Origin of the sequence: Flavobacterium sp. J27, assembly GCF_004303025.1 — a bacterium.
Taxonomy (GTDB): Bacteria; Bacteroidota; Bacteroidia; order Flavobacteriales; family Flavobacteriaceae; genus Flavobacterium.
In genome coordinates this window covers 137,159-160,695 of record NZ_PJQW01000012.1, presented here as the reverse complement: position 1 = coordinate 160,695, position 23,537 = coordinate 137,159, and the positions used below count along the sequence as shown (strand labels likewise).

The 23,537-nt window shown below is 30.2% G+C and carries 21 protein-coding genes; 10 read left to right on the top strand and 11 right to left on the bottom strand.

What is annotated here, in order from left to right:
* Positions 1 to 11 precede the first annotated feature (11 nt).
* From CX675_RS16070 to CX675_RS16050, 5 genes are all read left to right on the top strand, one after another.
* A complete protein-coding gene (locus CX675_RS16070) occupies positions 12 to 1,484 on the top strand; it encodes a serine hydrolase (protein ID WP_130736274.1) in 1,473 nt (490 codons plus the stop codon).
* Positions 1,485 to 1,627: 143 nt separating this feature from the next.
* On the top strand, positions 1,628 to 2,707 hold the full coding sequence (locus tag CX675_RS16065) for a serine hydrolase (RefSeq protein ID WP_130736273.1): 1,080 nt from the start codon (positions 1,628 to 1,630) through the stop codon (positions 2,705 to 2,707).
* A gap of 50 nt (positions 2,708 to 2,757) precedes the next feature.
* Positions 2,758 to 3,090, top strand: coding sequence for a hypothetical protein (locus CX675_RS16060; protein WP_130736272.1), 333 nt, complete (start codon positions 2,758 to 2,760; stop codon positions 3,088 to 3,090).
* Complete coding sequence (locus tag CX675_RS16055) at positions 3,080 to 3,655, top strand: RNA polymerase sigma factor (RefSeq protein ID WP_130736271.1); 576 nt, start codon at positions 3,080 to 3,082, stop codon at positions 3,653 to 3,655. Before CX675_RS16060 ends, CX675_RS16055 begins: the two co-directional genes overlap by 11 nt.
* Positions 3,652 to 3,984, top strand: coding sequence for a hypothetical protein (locus CX675_RS16050; RefSeq protein WP_130736270.1), 333 nt, complete (start codon positions 3,652 to 3,654; stop codon positions 3,982 to 3,984). Before CX675_RS16055 ends, CX675_RS16050 begins: the two co-directional genes overlap by 4 nt.
* 180 nt (positions 3,985 to 4,164) lie before the next feature.
* Here the strand turns inward: CX675_RS16050 and CX675_RS16045 are convergent, their stop codons facing one another.
* The 8 genes from CX675_RS16045 to tsaD form a co-directional block, all read right to left on the bottom strand.
* Positions 4,165 to 4,734, bottom strand: a complete 570-nt coding sequence (locus tag CX675_RS16045) for a hypothetical protein (RefSeq protein ID WP_130736269.1) — start codon at positions 4,732 to 4,734, stop codon at positions 4,165 to 4,167.
* A 6-nt stretch (positions 4,735 to 4,740) separates the two neighbouring features.
* Positions 4,741 to 5,922, bottom strand: a complete 1,182-nt coding sequence (locus CX675_RS16040) for a class I SAM-dependent methyltransferase (RefSeq protein WP_130736268.1) — start codon at positions 5,920 to 5,922, stop codon at positions 4,741 to 4,743.
* Complete coding sequence (locus CX675_RS16035) at positions 5,922 to 7,010, bottom strand: AI-2E family transporter (RefSeq protein WP_130736267.1); 1,089 nt, start codon at positions 7,008 to 7,010, stop codon at positions 5,922 to 5,924. Before CX675_RS16035 ends, CX675_RS16040 begins: the two co-directional genes overlap by 1 nt.
* A 64-nt stretch (positions 7,011 to 7,074) precedes the next feature.
* Positions 7,075 to 8,025: a zinc metalloprotease gene (locus CX675_RS16030; RefSeq protein ID WP_130736266.1), complete on the bottom strand. Its 951-nt coding sequence runs from the start codon at positions 8,023 to 8,025 to the stop codon at positions 7,075 to 7,077.
* 397 nt (positions 8,026 to 8,422) lie between these two features.
* Positions 8,423 to 9,382, bottom strand: a complete 960-nt coding sequence (locus CX675_RS16025) for a zinc metalloprotease (RefSeq protein WP_130736265.1) — start codon at positions 9,380 to 9,382, stop codon at positions 8,423 to 8,425.
* A 178-nt stretch (positions 9,383 to 9,560) separates the two neighbouring features.
* The gene (locus CX675_RS16020; RefSeq protein WP_130736264.1) at positions 9,561 to 10,199 is read right to left on the bottom strand and encodes a DUF4159 domain-containing protein; all 639 of its coding nucleotides are present in this window, start codon (positions 10,197 to 10,199) and stop codon (positions 9,561 to 9,563) included.
* A 1-nt stretch (position 10,200) separates the two neighbouring features.
* Entirely contained in the window at positions 10,201 to 10,905 is a 705-nt protein-coding gene (locus tag CX675_RS16015) for a 16S rRNA (uracil(1498)-N(3))-methyltransferase (RefSeq protein WP_130736263.1), read from the bottom strand.
* Position 10,906: 1 nt separating this feature from the next.
* Positions 10,907 to 11,926 carry a tRNA (adenosine(37)-N6)-threonylcarbamoyltransferase complex transferase subunit TsaD gene (gene tsaD / locus CX675_RS16010; protein ID WP_130736262.1) on the bottom strand — a complete coding sequence of 340 codons (1,020 nt, stop codon included), beginning with the start codon at positions 11,924 to 11,926 and terminating at the stop codon, positions 10,907 to 10,909.
* Positions 11,927 to 12,100: 174 nt separating this feature from the next.
* On the opposite strand from tsaD, the gene CX675_RS16005 reads away from it, so the two are divergent.
* From CX675_RS16005 to CX675_RS15985, 5 genes are all read left to right on the top strand, one after another.
* Positions 12,101 to 16,537, top strand: coding sequence for a translocation/assembly module TamB domain-containing protein (locus CX675_RS16005; RefSeq protein WP_240723667.1), 4,437 nt, complete (start codon positions 12,101 to 12,103; stop codon positions 16,535 to 16,537).
* Positions 16,538 to 16,671: 134 nt separating this feature from the next.
* Complete coding sequence (gene pfkA / locus CX675_RS16000) at positions 16,672 to 17,658, top strand: 6-phosphofructokinase (RefSeq protein WP_130736261.1); 987 nt, start codon at positions 16,672 to 16,674, stop codon at positions 17,656 to 17,658.
* A 48-nt stretch (positions 17,659 to 17,706) separates the two neighbouring features.
* The gene (gene gap / locus CX675_RS15995) at positions 17,707 to 18,717 is read left to right on the top strand and encodes a type I glyceraldehyde-3-phosphate dehydrogenase (protein ID WP_130736260.1); all 1,011 of its coding nucleotides are present in this window, start codon (positions 17,707 to 17,709) and stop codon (positions 18,715 to 18,717) included.
* Positions 18,718 to 18,839: 122 nt separating this feature from the next.
* Positions 18,840 to 19,691: a BadF/BadG/BcrA/BcrD ATPase family protein gene (locus CX675_RS15990; RefSeq protein WP_130736259.1), complete on the top strand. Its 852-nt coding sequence runs from the start codon at positions 18,840 to 18,842 to the stop codon at positions 19,689 to 19,691.
* A 39-nt stretch (positions 19,692 to 19,730) separates the two neighbouring features.
* Complete coding sequence (locus tag CX675_RS15985) at positions 19,731 to 20,117, top strand: methylglyoxal synthase (RefSeq protein WP_130736258.1); 387 nt, start codon at positions 19,731 to 19,733, stop codon at positions 20,115 to 20,117.
* Position 20,118: 1 nt separating this feature from the next.
* On the opposite strand, the gene CX675_RS15980 is transcribed toward CX675_RS15985, so the two are convergent.
* From CX675_RS15980 to CX675_RS15970, 3 genes are all read right to left on the bottom strand, one after another.
* Complete coding sequence (locus tag CX675_RS15980) at positions 20,119 to 20,619, bottom strand: 2'-5' RNA ligase family protein (RefSeq protein ID WP_130736257.1); 501 nt, start codon at positions 20,617 to 20,619, stop codon at positions 20,119 to 20,121.
* On the bottom strand, positions 20,616 to 21,158 hold the full coding sequence (locus CX675_RS15975; RefSeq protein ID WP_130736256.1) for an STM3941 family protein: 543 nt from the start codon (positions 21,156 to 21,158) through the stop codon (positions 20,616 to 20,618). The genes CX675_RS15980 and CX675_RS15975 overlap by 4 nt, the downstream gene beginning before the upstream one ends.
* An 88-nt stretch (positions 21,159 to 21,246) precedes the next feature.
* Complete coding sequence (locus CX675_RS15970; RefSeq protein ID WP_130736255.1) at positions 21,247 to 23,514, bottom strand: S9 family peptidase; 2,268 nt, start codon at positions 23,512 to 23,514, stop codon at positions 21,247 to 21,249.
* Positions 23,515 to 23,537: the final 23 nt, after the last annotated feature.

The following is a 23,537-nucleotide window of genomic DNA, read 5'->3' as shown; positions in this document are numbered from 1 at the left end:
AAATAGTAATTATGAACAGAACAAAATTAATCACGTTAACTGTTATTATAACTGTATTTAGTGTCTTACATCTCACTGCACAATTAGATAAAAATTCAACACTATTCAATACACTAAAAAAACAAGATAGCATTTTCTTTGAAAGAGGGTTCAACCAATGCGATTTGGAATATTTAGATAATCACATAGCCAAAGACTTAAAATTTTTTCACGACCAAAGTGGGTTTCAGGATAGAGCCTCTTTTTTTGAAAACACAAAAAAATATATTTGCTCAAACCCAGATAAAAAACCAATACGCAAAGTCAATGTAAACAGCTTAGAGGTATTCCCTTTGTTTAATAATGGAAAACTATATGGAGTAATTCAAAAAGGAGAACATAATTTTTTCATCAAGGAAAAAGGGAAGGAAGATGTTTTAACAAGCACCGCTATGTTTACTCATGTGTGGGTACTAAATGGAGAAGATTGGGTGCTGAGCGAAGCATTAAGCTATGACCATAAAGACCCAGCAAAGAAACCAATTGATGCAGTAAATAACATCGAAAGATTACTCAAAGACAACAATGTTCCAGCTTTAGGTATGGGGATTATTGAAAATGGAAAATTAACAAAAGTTGAGGTATATGGTACTTTGGACAAAAAAGAGAAAGCACCTTATAATGCCATTTTTAAAGTGGCCTCATTAACAAAGCCAGTATTTGCATTAACTGTTTTAAAATTAGTGGATGATGGACTTTTGGATTTGCAGGAACCGTTATATAAGTATTGGATAGATCCTGATTTAAAAAAGGACGAGAGATACAAAAAACTAACTCCTTATCTTGTGTTGACCCATCAAACAGGTTTCCCTAATTGGAGGTATATGAATGAATCAAACAGACTACACTTTCAATTTAACCCTGGAGAAAAATACCAATATTCAGGTGAAGGCTTTGAATACTTGCGTAAAGCAATTGAGAAAAAGTTAGGAAGAAATATTGAAGATTTAGCTCAAGAACTGGTTTTTAAACCCGCAGGAATGAACGATACGAGATTTTGGTGGGATAATTCCATGGATGAATCAAGATATGCCCAAAACTTTGATGAAAATGGAAATAATATTCAAACGGTAAAATATTATGAAGCAAATGCTGCTGCTAACCTCTTAACAACCGTAGAAGACTATGGGAGATTTATTTCGTATGTAATCAATGGAGCAGAACTTAAAAAAGAATTGTTTCAAGAAATGCAAAAACATCAGGTAAAACTGCAAGAAAATGATTTCTTTGGATTCGGTTGGGAAATCCTAACAGGATTTAGGGGTGATGAATTTGCCATGTTACATACCGGAAAAGATCCAGGTGTAAGCACTTTGGCAATTATGTTCCCCAAATCCAAGAACGGGTATATAGTGTTTCTCAATGGAGATAATGTTAATCCTATTTATGAATATCTGCTTACTCAAAAGCTATACCTTGGAAAGGAATTATGGGAAAAACGATAAAACATATATTTAATAATACTTTTTTGTAACCTTTTCATAAAGTAATCTTGTCCAATGTATGTGAATTCACAAAAAACTAAATAATAATCACATAAATTTAAAACAAGATGAATATTTCAAAAAAAATTCAAATATGTCTAACTATGATAATACTGTATTGTTTGACAGTATTAAATGCATGTGCTCAGAGTATAGATGTCACTACACTTAATGGAAAAAACATAAAAAAAGAAAAACTTACTTCAGAAATAAAAAAAATAATGAACAGTGAAAAGATTCCTGGACTCTCCATGGTCATTATAAATGACAATAAAGTAGTTTACCATGAAGCTTTAGGTGTAAGTAATATCAAAACCAATATACCTGTTGATAAGCAGAGTATATTTGAAGGAGCGTCACTTTCCAAACCTATTTTTGCTTATTTTGTGATGAAGATGGCTGAAAAAGGAGTATTAGACCTCGACAAACCATTGTATGAATATTTGCCACATCCTGGAATTTCACCAGAATCAATGGAAGCCTATAAATTAATTACAGCTCGTATGGTTTTGGCTCATCAAACTGGATTTCCAAACCATGCAAACAACCAATTGATAAAACTCGCATTTACGCCTGGTACCGACTTTATGTATTCTGGTGAAGCATATCAATATCTTGCTGCTGTTATTGGAATATTAAAAGGGGTTGGTTTTAAAGAGCAATTAAACGAGTTATTTCGAGATGAAGTTACTCATACTCTAGGAATGACACACAGTACCTTTATTTGGAATGATTATCTTGAATCTCATAAAGTGTTTGGGCATAATAGCAAAGGAAATCCAACTAGTAATACCCTTGTTGAAGGAGGGTGGAACGGAAAAACTTTTAACGCTTATTCTAGTTTGCACAGTGAAGCTTCAGAATATGCAAAGTTTATTATCGCTATGTTAAAAAGAGAAGGATTGAATAATGAAACATTTGATGATATGATAAAAGAGCACACTCATTTTTCTAATGACAATCCTTTAAAACAACAGGTTGGACAGACTGGTTGGGGACTTGGTTTTGCTCAAAAAAGCACTAAATATGGAGTAATGCATTTACATACAGGAAACAATCATGATTTTCAGGCTTATACCATGTTTATTCCTAAACAAAAATACGGTTTAGTTGTATTTATTAATTGTGATAAAATGCCTCTATTTTTAGAGAAACTTTCTAATCTTATTGGACCACAATTTTAATAAGAAGTTATAGAATTTTTAATTAATATATTTAATAAAACAAAATTTATATGGAAAATATACAGGATGCTTTGGGAGCGTTATTTCTCATAACGGGAATTGTGTTAATTGTCTTTATTATCGTTAGGTATACCTACTTACTAAAAAAAACCTTGATAGAAAAAGGATTACAGCCTTTTCAATCCTCTAGTAGAATACAATATGTAGATATTGGTTGTATTCTAATAGGACTCGGTTTGGGCTTAATTGTATCAACCATTTTTACGACAATGGATCTTACAGAAGAAACTGCGGATTTATTAATTTGGGGTACTATTTTAATCTTTGGGGCTTTAGGCTTATTTATGGCTCATTGGTTTAGAAAGAAAGAGGGTGAGCGATAGAAATAGATTAGATATAATACTTATAAATAAGAGTATAGGTGGGGATACATTAGCTTTTAGGGATTTAATAGAATTTCATAAGAATGTTTCCCTTACCTTAGCTTGCTCAATATTGAAAGATCAGAATGTTGCCGAAGATGCTGTTCAAATGGCATTTATTAGTGTCTACCATAAGCTGCATACTTTTAAACAGAAGTCAAAATTTTCAACTTGGTTGTATCGTATTGTGGTAAACACTTCTTACAATATGCTGAAACAACAAAAAAAGCACATAGAAATTGATACAGACGAAGTATTGAACCTAGAATTTACAAAACAAAATGAAGAAGATATTTTAAAAGTAACTGATCAAAAAAAATACATCATGATAGCGTTAAATGCTATTAAGACAGATGAAGCACTAGTTTTACGTTTGTTTTATTTGTACGAATATAAAATCCCAGAAATACAAGATATTACTGGTTTCAGTAAATCAAAGATAAAAGTTAACTTACATAGAGGACGAATAAATTTTGAGAATCATTTGCAAAAAATATTAGGTAAAGAAATAAAAAGTATATTATGAAAGAAGAAACTATTAAAACATTATTCAAAAAGAGTGAAATATTGGGATCTGAAGAGCTTACAAATAAAATTATGTTAAAAATAGAAATGGAGAAAAAAACTGAGAAAACGATTCAGCTTAAATTGCAAAAAAGCATTCTTTTACAAGTCTCCATATTAATATTTTTAACAGGTCTGGTTCTGTATTTTGGTAGCTTTCCTTCATTCATTTTGAACTATGTGAATTATCAAAAAACTAAGATATTTCTGTTTGTAATACTACTGTTTATAGTTTTAACAGCCTTAAATAAAATACTACGTATTCATAATAGTATAAAACATTCAAATTAAATAGAAAAACAAAGAAGAATATACAACTTAAATTAATATGCAATTAATCATGATTATTCTAAATTAAAAACCACTCAGCCTCTTCAAATCTTCCAAAAAATGATTCGAAAATCGTATTGGGAAGGTCACAAAAAGCCTAGCATTTGCTAGGCTTTTTTGTTTCTAAAACGTATTTGGCTTTTATTCTATACACTCCAAATTGTTTATAAAATAGGAGCTAGGGTGTAAGGTTTCGTTTAAAATTTCCGATTGTAATTCATCGGTTAAAATGTAATCCTTGGTTTCGCCTGCATATTGTACACGCATAACTGTTACGCGAGATTTTTTTAAATCTTCGTAATTGGTTTTGGTGAACAAAAAATACCCTTTTAAAAGTCTTATATTGCTTTTTTCTTCTGCTAAATAAGTTAGGTTAGAACAAGTACTTTCATTCGCACTTAATAAGCTAATTATGGTGCCATTTTCTAATTGAAAAATTATTTTAGATTTTCTGTCAAAGCATCGAGCAGGAATAAAGTCTTGATTTTTTTGTAACTGTTGAAAACTTAGGGTTGGAATACCATTGTTGTTAATAAGATTAAATTGGATAAATTCTTTTGTATTACCAAAAACTTTTTCATAAACTAATTTTTCAGATAAAGATTTAATATAAGTTGAATCTGTTTTTTCTTCAAAATCGTACAGACAGTCTTTTTTTTGAGCAACAATAAAAATCGGAAATAAAGTTATAAGTATAAGTAATTGTTTCATAAATTATTAAATTTTTGAGCAGAGCAAAACTATTTTATTATTTTCAATATCGGTAGTAAAAAAGGCAAAAACTGAGCCACCTTCTTTAATTTTATATTTTTTTCTTATTTCGTCTACTTTAAGAGGGAAATTTCGAATGGTAATATTCATTTTTTTATCTTGAAGATGTGTTTTAATTTCTTTCTTTTGAAATGGAATAATAGTTTCAATTTGAAAGCTTCTTCCAGGAAAAACTATCTTTTCATCAGAAGTGTAAAGATGGGAGTGCTGATGCAATTTATTCATTTTAAAAAGTGCTGAAACGGCATTAAAATTACCAGATTTTAAAATAGCAGCATTTGGTTCATACAAAAACTTTTGAGGAGCACTGTATGTTGGAATATAATTATGATTTAATACAAAATCTGTGATTTGATTTTGATCTTTTTCAATATTGATACAATGAATAGTAATGGCTTCATGGTAATTATTTTTAATTTCCCAAAGTAATTCTTTAACCTCGTTTTCTAGTGCTATAATATGAATTTTTTTAACAAATTGGAGCTCGGTTAGTCCAGAATGTATGTCTAAAAGTGGTGCTGTTTTAATTAAAATGTTATCAGAGTATTTAAAATACAACGGTAGTAATTCTGGAACATTGGGTTCGCAATCGTTTAATAAAAAAACTTTTCCTTTGGAATCATTTCTTCGAGAAGGATCTACGTATATCCAACTGAATTTACGGTCTAATTTTTCTAAAATAGCGCTACTTTCACCAATATGACACGTACAATTTTCGATTTCTAATTGCTTGAAATTATGGCTTACAATTTGAGATAATTCAGTATTTATTTCACAATGAATCACTTCTCTAAAGACTTTGGAAAAATAATAATCATCTACTCCAAATCCTCCGGATAAATCAATTATACTTTCTCCAGAAATAAGGGAAGCTTTGTATGCTGCTGTTTTTTCGGAAGAGGTTTGTTCAATGGAAACTTTAGAAGGGTATAAGATTTTTACCGTTTTAAACCAAGTAGGTAACTTGAATTTTGCTTTCTGTTTGGCTACAATTTGATTGATGATACGAATGTAATCAATATCAAAATTGTTTTTTTGTAACGCTAACTGATTGGTATCGCTATCTAAATTAGTATTGATAAAATTTTGAATATCTTCGTTTAATAAAATTTTTAAAGGATCATTCATTAAATATCTTTCGTTAAGGCTTTGATGATTCTGTTATCAGGTAAGAATTCTTTACCTATTACCTTTAATGCAGTATAGCTAGGAACCGCAATAATCATTCCGGTGATACCAAATAAAATACCTGCACAAATGATAACTAAAAAAATTTCCAATGGATGTGATTTTGTACTTTTTGAGAAAATAATGGGTTGGCTTAAATTGTTATCTATTAATTGTACAACAAGCATACCGCAAATAACATAAAAAGTATGGGGTAGTGTTGTGTTAATAAAATCGTTACCAATGCCGCTTATCATTATTAATAAAGAAGCAACTATCATTCCTAAAAGTGGTCCTAAGTATGGAATAATATTTAGAACAGCACATAATAATGCAATGATAAAAGCATTGTCTACACCAAAAATGAGAAAAACAACAAGGTATAAAATTAAAATGATTAGTAACTGTAATAGTAATCCAATAAAATAACGCGATAGCAAATGTTGAATTTTTTCCATTGATGCTAAAATTTTTACCTTATGATTTATTGGTAAAACAAATTTAAAAATTCGAAAAGCTTGGTCTTTTTCTTTTAATAAAAAGAAAGAAATGAACAAAACAGAAGCTAATCCCATGCCAAAATTACCAACAATATTAATAATACCATTAAAAATATCAGGAATAAAAGTAAAATTGATTTTAGATGATAAAGAGGATGAATCAAATAGTTGTTTAAAGTTAATATGATGCGCTTCAAGATAACTACTAATATTAGTTATCATGTTATTGAAGCTATTTTCTAAAGAATTGATGTCTAATAAGGAAAGATTTTCACTTTGAGCAATTATTAGAGGGACAAAAAGTAATATAAAGCTCACAATTAGCAACAAAAAAAGAAGCAAGGTTGTAATTACGGCTAATGTGTTTTTAAATTTTAATCTTTTTTTAAAAAATTGTACCAATGGATTAGCAATCAAAGAGAAAACCATTGCTATAATTAAATAAACAATTACAATTGCAATTTTATATAATAAAAAAAGGGTAAGACTAATACCAACTATAATAAATAGGGTACGAAGTAGTCCTGAAGAAAGTTCTTTTGGTGTCATGAATCAAAAATAAAAAAACTCGCTAATTTTTAGCGAGTTTTTAGAAAATATTTTAGAATCGTTATTATCTAAAAGAAGCTCTTGAACCTCCTACATTAAAGATAGCTAACATTCTGCTTTTTTGATCATTTGAGAACATATACATTCCTCTATCATCAGTATAGTCCATATAATTCATATACATTTCTAATGGTGTACCAGAACATGTACTTCTATGTCCTACTGGAGGAACTCCATAATTAGCTGTATTGTGAGTAGGGGTATCTGCTACTAAGTCAGAACCACATGTTGCATCACCCCAAATATGACGTAAGTTCATCCAATGCCCAACTTCGTGAGTAGCAGTTCTTCCTAAGTTGAATGGATATGTTGCAGTTCCTACAGTTCCAGTATATCTAGAATCTAAAACCACACCGTCAGTAGCTGAAGAACCACCTGGAAATTGAGCGTATCCTAAAATACCACCACCAATAGTACAAACCCAAATGTTTAGTTTAGTAGTTGGAGATGTAGGGTCTAAACCACCTCTTTTTGTCTTTTTCATTGCATCTCTAGTTCCCCAAGATGATTTTGATGTTGATTTTCTATTAACTGCGTCTAATACAAATCGAATTCCAACATTAGCTCTAACACTTGAATAAGGATTATTTGCTGTGTTATAATCAGAATTTTGAGCATTGAAATCTTCGTTTAAAACATCAATTTGAGATTGTAGTTGTGCAGTTGAAATATTTTCAGCTGCTGTACGATACAATACATTAAATACAACAGGTATTTCCATCGTTCCGTTAACAATTCTTCCTTGACTAATCATGTCAGCAGTAGCTATCTCAATGTCTCTCATTCTTTGAGCTAGTCCTGGATCTTCTTTTAATTGCCATTGTAAAACTTCTTCAGAAGCACAACCTCTGTGAGCACTTGCAGTTGTTTCAGTTGTTTCAGTAGCAGCATTGTCTTCGTTGTTGCAAGAAAATAATAGCATTGCAGCAGTAACTGTTAAAAAAATTTTTTTCATAATGTAAATTTGTTTGGTTGTTAAAAATATTTACATTGCAATTATATAACATTAAATGTTAATATTGTTATTTTTTTATATAAAATTTTTACATATTATTTGTAAAAACTGTTAATAATGATAATTATATGTAATTTAAGTCCTTATTTTTAAAGGGTTTTACGAATTCTATAATTTTAATAAAAAGTTAATAAAAAGCTAAAAAAAGATTACTTAAATAACTTTTTTGGATTAAATGTTTCTTTTAAAGGACGATTTTTTTAGGAAAAATAGTATATTTTTTAAACTCATTTACTGAATATATTCTTGATTCTTTCCTTATGAAAAGAATGGTAAATTAATTAAAATAAAAAAGCCATCAAAATTTGATGGCTTTTAAATGATATTTATTTTGTTTTTATCTGAAAGAAGCTCTAGAACCTCCTACATTGAAAATAGCTAGCATTCTGCTTTTTTGACCATTAGAAAACATGTACATTCCTCTATCGTCTGTATAATCCATATAGTTCATATACATTTCTAAAGGTGTGCCTGAACAAGTACTTCTATGTCCTACTGCTGGTACACCATAATTTGCAGTATTGTGAGTTGGTGTATCAGAAACTAAATCTGAACCACAAGTTGCATCACCCCAAATATGACGTAAATTCATCCAGTGTCCTACTTCGTGAGTAGCAGTTCTTCCTAAGTTAAATGGATATGTTGCAGTTCCAGTAGTTCCAAAGTATTTAGAATCAATAACAACACCATCTGTAGAAGAAGATCCACCAGGGAATTGTGCATATCCTAAAATTCCGCCACCAATAGTTGCTACCCAAAGATTTAATTTAGTAGTTGGTGAAGTAGGAGCCATACCACCATTAGCAGTTTTTTTACAAGCATCATTTGTACCCCAAGATGTTTTAGTAGTTGATTTTCTGTAAATTGCATCTAAAACAAAACGAATGCCTACATTAGCACGTACACTTGAGTATGGGTTGTTAGCGGTATTGTAATCTGAATTTTGAGCATTAAAATCTTTATTTAATACATCAATTTGGGATTGAATTTGAGATTGAGAAATGTTTTCAGCAGAAGTTCTGTATAATACATTTACTACTACTGGGATTTCAACTACACCGTTAACAATTCTACCTTGAGCGATTGCATCAGCTGTTTGAACTTCAATATCTCTCATTCTTTGAGCCAATCCTGGATCTTCTTTTAATTGTCTTTGTAATACTTCTTCTGAAGCACAACCTCTGTGCGCGGCAGCAGCAAGATCTTTAGAATTTGCTTCATCAGTAATGTTTTTGTCTTCATTTTGACATGAAAATCCTAAAATTAGCACAGATGCTAAAACAACGATTTTTTTCATAATTATTTGTTTGTTAATGTTAAGGTTATGTTATTTTATAACAGCACAATATTATGTCAAAAAAAGTCTCATTTTTCAAAAAAAAGTGAAGTAAAGATATTGTTTTATAAAAAAGATTTCTATATAATTGCAAAAATCTCAATTATTTTATTAAATAATAATAAATATGTTATTGTTTTTAGTTTTTAAATGCGTAATTTATAATGTTAGCTCCCATTTTTAAAGCTTTTTCTCTTATTTCAATAGGATCATTATGAATTTCAGCGTTTTCCCATCCGTCTCCTAAATCACATTCATAGGTGTATAATAGTACTAAACGATTCTCAATAAAAATACCAAATGCTTGTGGACGTTTGTTATCATGTTCATGTATTTTTGGTAAACCGTTTGGAAAATTATAAGGTGCTTTAAAAATCTCATGATTTATAGGTATCTCCTGAAGATTGTTTTGCGGAAATAATTTGCTAATTTCTTTTCGGATATATTCATCCATGCCATAGTTGTCATCAATATGTAAAAAACCACCAGAAGTTAAATAATCTCTTAAATTTTCTATTTCGGTAGGCGAAAAAACAACATTTCCGTGACCCGTCATATGAAGAAATGGATATGAAAAGATATCGGAACTTGTTGCTTCAACTGTAGCAATTTTTGAATTTATTTTTGTATTGATATTTTGGTTACAGAACACAACTAAATTAGGCAAAGATGTAGGATTGGCATACCAATCACCACCTCCAGAGTATTTTAAAATACCTATTTCTTGAGCTGTTGCACAGGTTGAAATTAATAAAAGAAGGAAAAAATATTTTTTCATGTTATTCATTTTTTAAAACAATAGTATGACAAGCGACAATAGCGGCCGTTTCTGTTCTTAATCTGGTATTTCCTAGGGTTACTGGAATGAATTTCTTTTGTAAAGCTGTTTCTATTTCATGAAGAGAAAAATCACCTTCTGGACCTATCAATACTACTGTATCTTCCTTCTTTTGAATAGTATCTTTAAATGATTTTTTATCTTGCTCTTCGCAATGAGCAATATATTTTTTTTCAGTATATTCTTTGGAAATAAAATCTAAAAAAGGAATCGGAGCATTTAATTTTGGCAGGTAATATTGTAATGATTGTTTCATAGCAGCTTGCAAAATTTTCTCAGCTCGGTCTGTTTTAAAAATCTTTCTTTCAGAATGTTCGCAAATTATTGGTGTAATTTCATCGATACCAATTTCGGTAGCTTTTTCTAAAAACCATTCATAGCGATCATTCATTTTGGTAGGAGCAACGGCTAAATGAATTTTATAATTTCTTGGAGCAATAAATTTAGAATCGGTAATTTTTATTTGACATTTTTTATCTGATGCTAATATTATTTCTCCAAAAAAAAGATATCCTTTTCCGTTGGATAATTGAATTTTATCACCCTCTTTTTTTCGTAAGACTTTTATAATATGTTTACTTTCTTCTTTGTCGAAAGTAAAAAAAGTATCTTCTTTTTTTATGTCTGGATTATAAAATAATTGCATGTTAAAATTCAATTCTTGCTTTAGAAACGATATCGTTTGTGTTAAAATTATTTTCAAGATAGTTATAATATCCTACAATTCCTATCATAGCTGCATTATCTGTTGTGTATTCAAATTTTGGAATATAGGTTTTCCAACCCCATTTTTTTTCAGTTTCTTTAAGGGTTTTACGAATACCGCTATTTGCTGATACACCTCCACCTATGGCAATTTGTTTGATACCAGTTTCTTGAACGGCTAGTTTTAATTTATCTATTAAAATAGTTATGATTGTGTATTGAATTGAAGCACAAATATCATTTCTATTTTCATTTATAAAATTAGGGTTTTCAGCCATATTTTTCTGAATAAAATATAAAATTTGGGTTTTTAAACCACTAAAACTAAAATTGAGCCCATCTACCTTCGGTTTTGTAAATGTAAACGCTTTTGGATTGCCTTCTTGAGCATATTTATCAATTAATGGGCCACCAGGATAAGGTAGGCCTAATATTTTTGCCGATTTATCGAAAGCTTCCCCTACAGCGTCATCTGTAGTTTCTCCAATAATTTTTAAATCAAAAAAGCTATTTACTTGGACAATTTGGGTGTGACCACCACTAATTGTTAATGCTAAAAAAGGGAAAGTAGGCTTTTCAAAACCCACTTCATCTATAAAATGGGCTAAAATATGTGCTTTCATATGGTTTACTGCAATGAGTGGTATATGAAGAGCCATGCTCATTGATTTAGCAAATGAACCGCCTACTAATAATGATCCCATTAAACCAGGACCTTGTGTAAAAGCAATACAGTTAAGATCTTCTTTTTTTATATTTGCTTTCTTAATAGCAACATCAACCACAGGTACAATATTTTGTTGATGGGCCCTAGAAGCAAGTTCAGGTACTACACCACCATATTCTTCATGAATGGCTTGTCTAGCAACAATATTTGATAGCACTTTATCGTTACAAAGAATAGCTGCGGAAGTATCGTCACAAGAACTTTCAATAGCTAATGTATATATGTTTTTTTTCATCTAAAAAAGGGCATGAAATTTGCATAAAGTCAATTGTAATTATCTTACAAAATTCATTATTTTTGTGGATTATTCAAAAAGATTTACTTTTCTTGACAAATTTAAACAATTTATAGTATCAAAAAATTTAAAAAAATATTCTTTAGAACATTAGTAGCTATACTTATTTTTATATTGGTATCAGTTATTTTGTTATCATTACCATTTGTACAAACTGCTTTAGGTAGATATGCTACAAATGAGGTAAATAAAGAATTTGGTACTGATATAAATATTGAAAAATTAACCTTTACTGCCTTTGGTTCTGTTAAACTAAAAGGAATTTTAATAAAAGATCATCATAAAGACACATTGTTTTACATAAAACGATTAAACACTTCAATTATGAGTGTTAAAGAATTATATAACAATGGGCATCCTTATTTAGGGAGTGTTATATTAGATGGTTTAACTTTTAATTTGAAACAATACAAAGGAGAAGATTACACTAATATTGATAAGTTTATTGATTCTTTTGATGACGGAACACCTTCTTCAGGGAGATTTAGAATGAAATCAAGTTCAATCACTTTGTTTAATTCTAAATTGAACTATATCAATGAAAACTTGCAAAATCCGAGAATTTTAAATTTTACACATTTAAATGGAGTTGTAAAAGATTTTTATATAAAAGGATCTGATGTAACTACTTTTATTGAACAATTAAAGTTTCACGATCATAGAGGGCTTATTGTAGAAAATCTTACATCTAATTTTACTTATACCAAGAAAAATATTTTATTAGAAAAATTATATTTAAAAACAACAGAATCGTTAATGAGAGGTATTGTTGAATTACGGTATAATCGAACCGATTTTTCAGATTTTAATAATAAAGTAATTTTTGATGTTAGAATGGATGAAGCGACTATTTCATCCAATGATTTAAATTATTTTTATAATGAATTTGGTAAAGATAATATTTTTGATGTGGATACCCATTTGATTGGAACATTAAATAATTTTACAACAGAAAACCTTCATTTAAAAGATAAAAATAATTCTGAAATATTAGGAACAGTACAATTCAAAAACTTATTTAGCAAAAATGAATCATTTTATATTAATGGTAAATTTCAAAAAATAAATTCTGATTATACTAAGTTAGTTGCAATTTTGCCAAATATTTTAGGAAATAGCCTTCCCTCTTCTTTGGCTAAACTGGGGAATGTGAACCTTAATGGAAATGTAGAATTAACGGATAATTATATTAATTCAGACATTAAAATTGGCTCTGTTCTTGGAAGTGTGATTACTAATTTATCTATTCAGGATTTAGCTAATATTGATAACGCGACCTACCAAGGTAATGTGGTTTTAGAAGATTTTAGTTTAGGGGAATTTTTAAATGAAAAAGAAATAGGTAAAGTAACACTTAATTTAGATGTTGAAGGACAGGGTTTTACACAAAAGTATTTAAATACGAATGTAAAAGGGAAAATTGATGCCTTTTATTACAATAAATATAATTATCAAAATATTACGGTAGATGGAACTATGAAAATGCCTTATTTTAAAGGTTATTTTAATAGTAATGATCCTAATTTAAAAATGGATTTTGATGGTTTAGTAGACCTTAGTTCGAAAGTTAAGAATTATAATTTTAAAGCGAATGTAGATTATGCAGATTTACATGCGCTACAATTTTCTAAAACAGATACTATTTCTATTTTTAAAGGAAAAGTTGTCTTTTTAGCAAAAGGAAATAACTTAGATGATTTAGATGGTGTTCTACAAGTAGAAAATGTGTCTTATCAAAATGATAAAGACAGTTACTTTTTTGAAGATTTTCAATTAAATTCTAGTTTTGATTCTCAAAGAGTTAGAACAATTACAATAAATTCCAAAGACATCATTAGTGGCAAAGTGGTTGGTAAATTTAAAATCAATCAAGTACGAAAAATACTAGAAAATGCAGTAGGAAGCTTATATGCTAATTATTCTCCTAACAAATTACAAAAAGGACAGTTTCTAGATTTTAATTTCGTAATTTATAATAAGATAGTGGATATTTTTGTACCAGAAGTTTCGATAGATGAAAATACTAGAATGAGAGGGCGAATTAATGCCGATTTAGGTAAGTTCGAATTTGATTTCAGATCACCAGGAGTACTTGCTTTTGGTAATCACTTTAAGAAAATTAAAATAGATATCGATAATAAAAACCCGTTATATAATACATATATTGAAATGGATACGATACGGACTAAAAATTATAAAGTATCTGATTTTAATTTAATTAATTTAACGATGAACGATACTTTATTTGTACGTTCAGAATTTAAAGGAGGAAGTAAATTAGAAGATAATTTTTCATTGAATATTTATCATACAATTGATGAAAATAAACAGTCGGTTATTGGGTTTAAAAAATCGGAAGTTAACTTTAAAGATTATTTATGGTTTATAAATGAAGAAGAGAACAATGATAATAAAATTATCTTTGACAAAACATTTAAAGACTTTAAATTTCAAAAAATAAGATTATCTCATAACAATCAAAATATGGATTTTTATGGAGAAATGCGAGATTCAACTTACAAAGACTTCAATTTAACTTTTAATGATGTCGATTTAGATAAAGTAACCCCTTCTCTCGATAGTATTGCTTTGGATGGTAAGTTAAACGGTTTTATAAAGTTTAAACAAGATAATCAATATTATAAACCTTTATCAGACATTAAGATTGATAGTTTACAAATTAATAAATATCCCGTGGGTAATATGTTTTTACTCGTAGAAGGGAATGATGAATTTAATGAGTTTGATATAGATTCTTATATAGTACAGAAAGGAAGCGAACGATTCAATTTAAATGGAACACTAAAATATAGAGACAATCAATCTACTCTCAATATGGAAGCTACGTTTAGTCGTTTTGATTTGGCTCCTTTTGGATCACTTATTGGTGATGTTATTACCAATGTGAGAGGAGATGCTACAGGAAGTGCTTCTATTAGGGGGTTAGTTACTAACCCTGAAGTAGACGGGCGCTTGTATTTAAATGATGCAGGATTAAAAGCTCCTTATTTAAATGTAGATTACAATTTTGAAAAGAATGCTATCGTTGATCTTACCGAAAAAGAATTTTTATTCCGAAACATTGTTATTACTGATACTGAATACGATACCAAAGGAGTTTTAAGAGGTTCAGTAAAACACAGTATGTTTTCCGATTGGGAATTGGATTTAGAAGTTCGTACGAATAACCTTCTGGCCTTGAATACTAAAGATTCTGAAGACGCGTATTATTATGGAACTGCTTTTCTAAACGGAAGTGCAAAAATTAGCGGAAGTATAGAATCGTTATTAGTTACGGTTACTGGAGAATCTGAGAAAGGAACTTCCATAAAAATTCCAGTGAGAGATGCAGAAGACGTAGGTAGAAAACCCTATTATACTTTTATAAAAGAAGAAGATTTACTAAAAAACAAGTCAAAAGGAGCAATTAATAACAAATACAATGGTTTAGAATTAAATTTAGATTTTGATATTGATACCGATGCTGAAATAGAAGTTATTTTAGACAGAGAGTCTGGTCATGCCATGAAAGGAAATGGATATGGTTCCATGCGAATGGAAATAAATACATTAGGAAAGTTTTTAATGTATGGTGACTTTCAAGTACAAGAAGGAGAATATAATTTTAAGAAAGCCGGATTAATTGATAAAAAATTTACAGTTAAAAAAGGAAGTACTATTAGGTGGGAAGGAGATCCTTTAGGAGCTATTTTAAATTTAGAAGCAATTTATAAAACTCAGGCAAATCCATCGGTATTAATTGAAAGTTCTTCGTTTACCACAAATAGAAAATTGCCTACAGAAGTTTCTATTGTAATTAACGGAAGTCTTAGTAATCCAGAACCCGATTTTAATATCAATTTTCCAACAGTTAGTAGTGTTTTGAAGAGTGAGATTGATTATCGTCTTCAAAATAAAGATGTAAGACAAAATCAAGCATTTGCATTATTGGCTTTCGGATCATTTACAACACCTGAAAACGCTGGAAGCGTGGCATATGGTTCTTTATTTGAGAAAGCAAGTTCGTTATTCAATGACATTATTTCAGATCAAGATTCTAAACTGCAAGTAGGAGTAAATTATGACCAAGCTGACCGTGTTAATCAAATTTCTGGTAGAGTAGGACTTACATTAAGTACACAAATTAATGATAAAATTTCTATTAATGGAAAAGTGGGTGTACCTGTAGGTGGCGTCACTGAATCAGTATTAGTAGGAGATGTTGAAGTGCAATTACAATTGAATGAAGATGGTTCTCTTAGAGCAAGAGTTTTCAATAGAGAAAATGATATCAACTATAATATAGGTGAAGGTATTGGTTATACACAAGGACTTGGGTTGAGTTATTCTGTTGACTTTGACACCTTTGGAGAAATGTTACGTAAAATATTTACTAAAGCTAAAAATAAAACATCTAATACATCTTCTAATGATGATATACCAGACTCAGAAGAGTTATGGGATAAAAAATATTATATTAGAAAAAATAAAGAAATTGAAGAAGAAAAGGAAAAGAAAAAAGATTTAGATAAAGTACCTGAAATAGAATAATTCTTCAATTTTTATATTAAAAAACAAAAAGTTATTAACGAAAACGATTGAATTTTAATGTAAAATTTAATATTTGATAAAAATAACTCCATATTCCATTTTCCTTTTTTAAATTTACGATAAATAAAAAAATAATGTTGCCAAATATTAAGAAAATTGGTGTGCTTACCTCTGGAGGCGATTCACCAGGAATGAATGCTGCAATACGTGCTGTAGTAAGGACTTGCGCATATCATAATATTGAATGTATCGGTATCTATAGAGGATATCAAGGAATGATTGAAGGCGATTTCAAAGAAATGGGACCGAGATCTGTAAATAATATAGTAAATAAAGGAGGAACCATTTTAAAGTCGGCTCGTTCTAAAGAATTCATGACTGTAGAAGGTAGAAAAACGGCTTATGAAAATTTAAAGGCTGCTGGTGTAGATGCTTTAGTGGTGATAGGTGGTGATGGTTCTTTTACAGGAGCAGAAGTGTTTAATAAAGAATATGGTTTTCCTGTAATGGGAATACCAGGAACTATTGATAATGATATTTTTGGTACAAGCCATACTTTAGGTTACGATACTGCTCTAAATACAGTAGTTGAGGTAATTGATAAAATTAGAGATACTGCTATTTCTCACAACCGATTATTTTTTGTGGAAGTTATGGGAAGAGATGCAGGTCATATCGCTTTAAATTCAGGGATTGGTGCTGGTGCTGAGGAAATTTTAATTCCAGAAGAAGATTTAGGATTAGATCGATTATTAGAATCTTTAAAAAGAAGTAAGGAGTCTGGAAAATCTTCGAGTATAGTTGTTGTTGCTGAAGGAGATAAAATTGGTAAAACGGTTTTCGAATTAAAAGATTATGTGGAAGAAAATATGCCAGAATACGATGTAAGAGTATCTGTTTTAGGACATATGCAAAGAGGCGGTTCGCCCTCTTGTTTTGATCGTGTTTTAGCTTCTAGATTGGGTGTAAAAGCAGTAGAATCAATTTTAGAAGGAAAATCAAATTTTATGGTTGGATTACTCAATGATAAAGTGGCTTTAACACCATTGGAACAAGCTATAAAAGGACATACTGAAATTGACAAAGAATTACTTCGTGTGTCAGATATTATGTCTACATAGTAATAAAACAAATTAAATCAAAAAATAATATAAAAATTAAAGCTTAAAATGTCAAAAGTAAAATTAGGAATTAACGGATTCGGTAGAATTGGTAGAATTGTTTTTAGAGAATCATTTAATAGAGATAATATAGAAGTTGTAGCCATTAACGATTTGTTAGATGTAGAGCATTTAGCTTATTTGTTAAAATATGACTCGGTTCATGGTCGTTTTAACGGAAAAGTAGAAGTAAAAGAGGGGCAATTATATGTAAACGATAAATTTATTCGTGTTACTGCTGAAAGAGATCCAAAATTAATTCAATGGGATGATGCAAAAGTAGATGTAGATGTTGTAGCTGAATGTACTGGTATTTTTACCACTTTAGAAAGTGCTCAAGCTCATATTGATGGCGGTGCTAAAAAAGTAGTTATCTCTGCTCCTTCTGCAGACGCTCCTATGTTTGTAATGGGAGTAAATCATACAGAAGTAAAAGCTACTGATACGATTGTTTCTAATGCTTCATGTACTACAAACTGTTTAGCTCCTCTAGCAAAAGTAATTAATGATAATTTCGGAATTGTAGAAGGATTAATGACTACAGTTCATGCTTCAACAGCCACTCAAATGGTAGCAGATGGTCCATCTAGAAAAGATTGGAGAGGTGGTCGTGCTGCTTCTGTAAATATCATTCCTTCTTCTACAGGTGCTGCAAAAGCGGTTGGAAAGGTAATTCCTGAATTAAATGGTAAACTTACTGGAATGTCTTTCCGTGTGCCTACTGTTGATGTTTCAGTTGTTGATTTAACGGTAAAATTAGCTAAAGAAACGACTTATGAAGAAATTTTAAAAGTGCTTAAAAACGCATCAGAAACTTCAATGCAAGGTGTTTTAGGATTTACTGAAGACGATGTGGTTTCTCAAGATTTTGTTGGAGATTCAAGAACATCTATAGTAGATGCAAAAGCAGGTATTGGTTTAAATTCAACGTTTTTTAAATTGGTTTCTTGGTACGATAACGAATATGGATATTCTTCTAAATTACTAGATTTATCTGTACACGTTATGTCTGTAAAATAATAGTGTTATAAAAATCCTGCACCTTTCTTTTGTAGTGCAGGATTTTTTGTCTCTATGTAGGGCTACTATTAATCACCAAATAATAATTTGGACTTTTAACCAACCATACTAACTAAAACAAAATGAAATTACTTGTAGATAGTGGCTCCACCAAAGCCGATTGGATAGCGATAGATGATAACGGAAAAGTTATTTTTACTACCCAATCTTTAGGATTAAATCCAGAAGTATTGAGCAAAGAAGAAATTATTGCTCGTTTAGAAGATAAATTTGATATTTCTCATAATAAAGCCAAAGCATCTAATCTTTATTTTTATGGTGCTGGATGTGGAACAGATAGAATGAAAAACTTTTTAGCATCTGTATTTGAAGAATATTTTACTAATGCTAAAGTAACGGTTCATGAAGATACCTATGCTGCGGTTTACGCAACTACTCCTAAAAATGAAAAAGCCATTGTTTGCATTTTAGGTACGGGTTCTAATTGTAGTTATTTTGATGGAAAAGTCTTGCATCAAAAAGTACAATCTTTAGGTTATATTGCTATGGATGATTGTAGTGGCAATCGTTTTGGTAGACATTTAATAAGAGGATATTACTTCAATAAAATGCCACAAGATATGGCTAAAGATTTTGAAAAGACCTTTAATGTTGATCCAGATTTTATCAAAAACAAATTGTATAAAGAACCTAATCCAAATGCGTATTTAGCTACATTTGCGAAGTTTTTAATTAAACATAAGGACACCGATTTTTGCAAAAAATATATCAAAGAAGAATTAGAAGCTTTTATTGAAAATTATATTATGCAGTTTGAAAACTATAAAGAAGTTCCAGTTCATTTTGTAGGTTCTATCGCTTTTTATTTAAGGGAAGAATTGAGTGAAAAACTGCAACAGTACGATATTCAAGTAGGTAACATCCTTCGAAGACCGATAGACGGTTTAATTGCTTATCATATTTTAAATAAATAATTTAATCCCGATTCTTCGGGATTTTTTATATTTGCTCCTATGACAAAGAAATTTGAAATTGCGATTATCGCACATGATGGAAAAAAAGCAGATATGGTTCAGTTTGTAAATAAAAATAAAGCCATTTTACAAGCTGAAAACATTACGATAATAGCAACAGGAACAACAGGAGGAAAAGTTGAAACTATTGGTATTAAAGTAAAAAAAATGCTTTCCGGACCTTTAGGAGGTGATGCACAAATTGCGGCTAGAGTTGCCGAAGGAAAAACGAAAATGGTTTTGTTCTTTAAAGATCCAAATTCGAGTCATCCTCACGAACCCGATATTTCTATGCTAATACGAATATGTGATGTGCATAATGTGCCTTTAGCAACAAATGAAGCAACAGCACAGTTATTATTATATGGTTTGGATGAACTGAAATAAATTATGTTGTAATGAGGAATTCTTCTAGAATTTTCCATTTTTCATTTCCAGTTTGTTTGATTAAAGCAAGGGTATAAAAATTAATACTACTTGGAAATTCTTTAGATTGTATAACTTCAAAAATTGTGTCTGTACAAGTTCCATTTCTAGGATGAATGAGCGTAATATGAGGAACATGTTTTTTTAGGCTATTTTTTTGTAAAATATTTTTTCGTAAGGTTTCAAAATCTGTATTGGTTTCATTTCCAGAAATAAAAACCCCTTTACCTTCTGAAAAGCGTTCGGGTGGGTTAAAATGAATCGATATAGGTTTGTGCCAATGTAAATTATGGCAATTTTGAATTACTTCTTCCAGATTATTTTCTATTTCATCTTCTCTGCAAAGGGTAACATGTGCTTTAATTAATTCAAATTGCTTTGGATTATAAGTAGCTCTTATTTCTTCAATAATTTGATTTTGTTCGGTTAAAAATAAGGTTAATTGTCTTCTGACTACATTCATGAAGCAACCGTTTTGTATTGAGAAAAATAATCCAAAACCATTTGATGTAAATCTTCAAAATTGATTTGTAAAGCATTCGCAGAAATACAAATCGGGGAACCATAGGATTTATAGTTCATTTGCATGGTTTTTTTCTTTAAAATTTGCGTTTGCCTATTAATATAGATGTCTGGATTTTTTGTGAGAATTAATACAAACTTTTGGTTCACTACTGTGGTAGTGCTAATATCAACCACATCGTTCCAGAGAATTAGACCACTTGAAACACCACTCGAATTATCGATTATACCTTCTGAGGAAAGGGTTAAACCAATAGGATTTCCTTTCATTTTTTTGAGTATAACAATCGCAATAGCTCCAAAAAATAAAATGCTTACTACGCCTACAATTGTAACTAAAATAGGACTTCTTAAAGGACCATGACTCAATTGTTCCGGTTGAAGTATAAACCATATTCCTAAGAATACAAATAAAATGCTACCAGTTAGAGATAAAAGCATTTTCTTCTTACTTAATGGGATTTCTATTTTTTGCTCCATTTTTTTATTTATAAAGATAAATTAATTTTAAAAGTAGAGGCAATTTCATTTTGGAAATTGCCTCATGTTGTATCAAGTTATTTATTGCTTACTTTTTCAAATTTTTAGCTAAAAATCCTAAAGTAGCTTCATACATATCAATCGAATTTTCTTCCTTATGAAATCCGTGACCTTCATCGTATTTTACCATATAAGGTACTTCAAAACCTTTGGCTCTTAAACCTGTTACAATTTGATCTGATTCTGAAATATTGACACGAGGATCATTTGCTCCCTGAATCACAAATAATGGCTTTTTAATTTTGTTAATTTGGAAAACAGGAGATACTTCTTTAGCAATTGCCGCTTCTTTTGGATCTTCTAAGTCATACCAAATTTCTTTTACGATTTCTTTATAAGGTTTCCAATATTCTGGAAACGAATCGAAGAAAGTGAAAATGTTAGAAACTCCAACATAGTTTACACCGCAAGCATATAAATCGGGTGTTTTTACTAATCCCATTAAGGTAGCATAACCACCGTGACTACCACCATAAATGGCAATTTTATCTTTGTCTACCCAACCTTGTTTAATTGCATAAGCCACGCCATCTTCTACATCATCCATTAATTGTCTACCAATTTGCTTGAAACCTGCACGTAAAAAGTCTTTTCCATAACCACCAGAAATTCTGAAGTTTACTTGTAAAGTAGCATAACCACGACTCGCAAATAATTGGGTTTCTGGATTAAAACCCCAAGAATCTCTTACTCCTTGCGGACCACCATGAGGATTTACAATTAATGGTACTTTTTTACCTTGTAAAGCTTCTTTGGGTAATGTAATGTATCCATAAATCGTTTTTCCATCTCGACTAGTAAATTTGATAGGTCTCATTTCTGCCATATCTGCTTCTTTAAGCTGTGGCATTAAATCGTATAAAAGTTTGAATTTTTTAGTTTTTGCATCGTATTGATAATACGTACCATATAATTTATCACTTTGAACAATAACTAAAAATTGTGTTTCATTATCATCTTTATCTACAATATAGGCTTCTTTATTAGGAAATTCTTTTTCCATTAAGCCATAAATTTCTTTGTATAATTTACTTACAGGGATAATCTCGTTTTTTTCTCCTTCATACGAAAAATTATCAATTTCGTAGTTTCTTTTACGAGATAAGTTTAAACCGCTCACATCAAATGTTGGGTTGGAAAAAACTTCTTTAATTATTTTTTTGGTAGCCAAATCGTATAAAACAATTCGAGTCTTGTCGCTATCTAAATTGGTAAGGACATACGCTTCATCTTTGTTTTTTGAAGCATAATTAAAACTGATAATTCCAAACGTATCATCCCAGTTTGTAGTAGTGTGTAATTTGAATTCTCCTGTTTTATTGTCTTTGTAAAACAATTGATTTTGTACGCCATTCACTAATTTACTGTAACCTCTAAGATTTCCATCTTTATCAAATTCATAGCCTTGAATAGGGTTGGCTATATCCTCATTTTTATACAATTGTTCTAAAGCTCCAGTAACAATATTTAATTTAAAAGGCTCAAAAACTTGTTTGTTGTTTTTGTTCATCGAAACGATAATGTAATCTTTTTGTTCTTTTAAGATATTTTGAATACTTGCTTGAACACCATCAAAAGGAGTAAGGTCTTTTAAGTTACTACCATCCAAATTTACAGCATACACATGATAATTTTCATCACCACCTTTGTCCATTGCAAAAAATAGGCGTTCGTCATTGATCCAACCATAACCTCGAACCAATTCCTCTTTTTCTTCAATGGCTCTTTGAACTTTTCCGGTAGCCAATTCTTTTACGTAGACATGACGTTTGTTATTCTCGTCTTTTTCACGATACGACATGTATTTACCGTTTGGTGACAATTGGAAACCCGATGCTTTTGGTCTCGCAAAATAATCAGATACGGAATACTTATAGTTGCCTTTGTCGTATGATTTTAATTGTGCTAATTCTTCCTTAGACGAAGGTAAAGCAGTGTTACCAGGTAATTTACTTTCAAAAGAAGTTAGCGTTAATGGTAAATTCATACCTGCTTGGTGAAATTCACCTATAATTTCTTTATTTTTTAGTTCACCATTAAATTGGATACCTAAAGCTGCCGCTTTTAAGGTAATTTGATTGTTGTTAACTTCTGTTTTATCAATTGGCACTCCAGATGCACCTTGCATAGGTACATCCATAGTTGTGGTGAAATTGTTATCTTTTTGTGCAATATGAAAAATAACTTCTAGTTTCATTCCTTGCACATCTAGTGTTCCTTTCCAATCTCCAACAAACTGTTGGGCTTGTGTGGTAATACTCATAAGTAGTAAAATAATTAGATTTTTTGTTTTCATAGAATGTAAATTTTAGTTTTTAA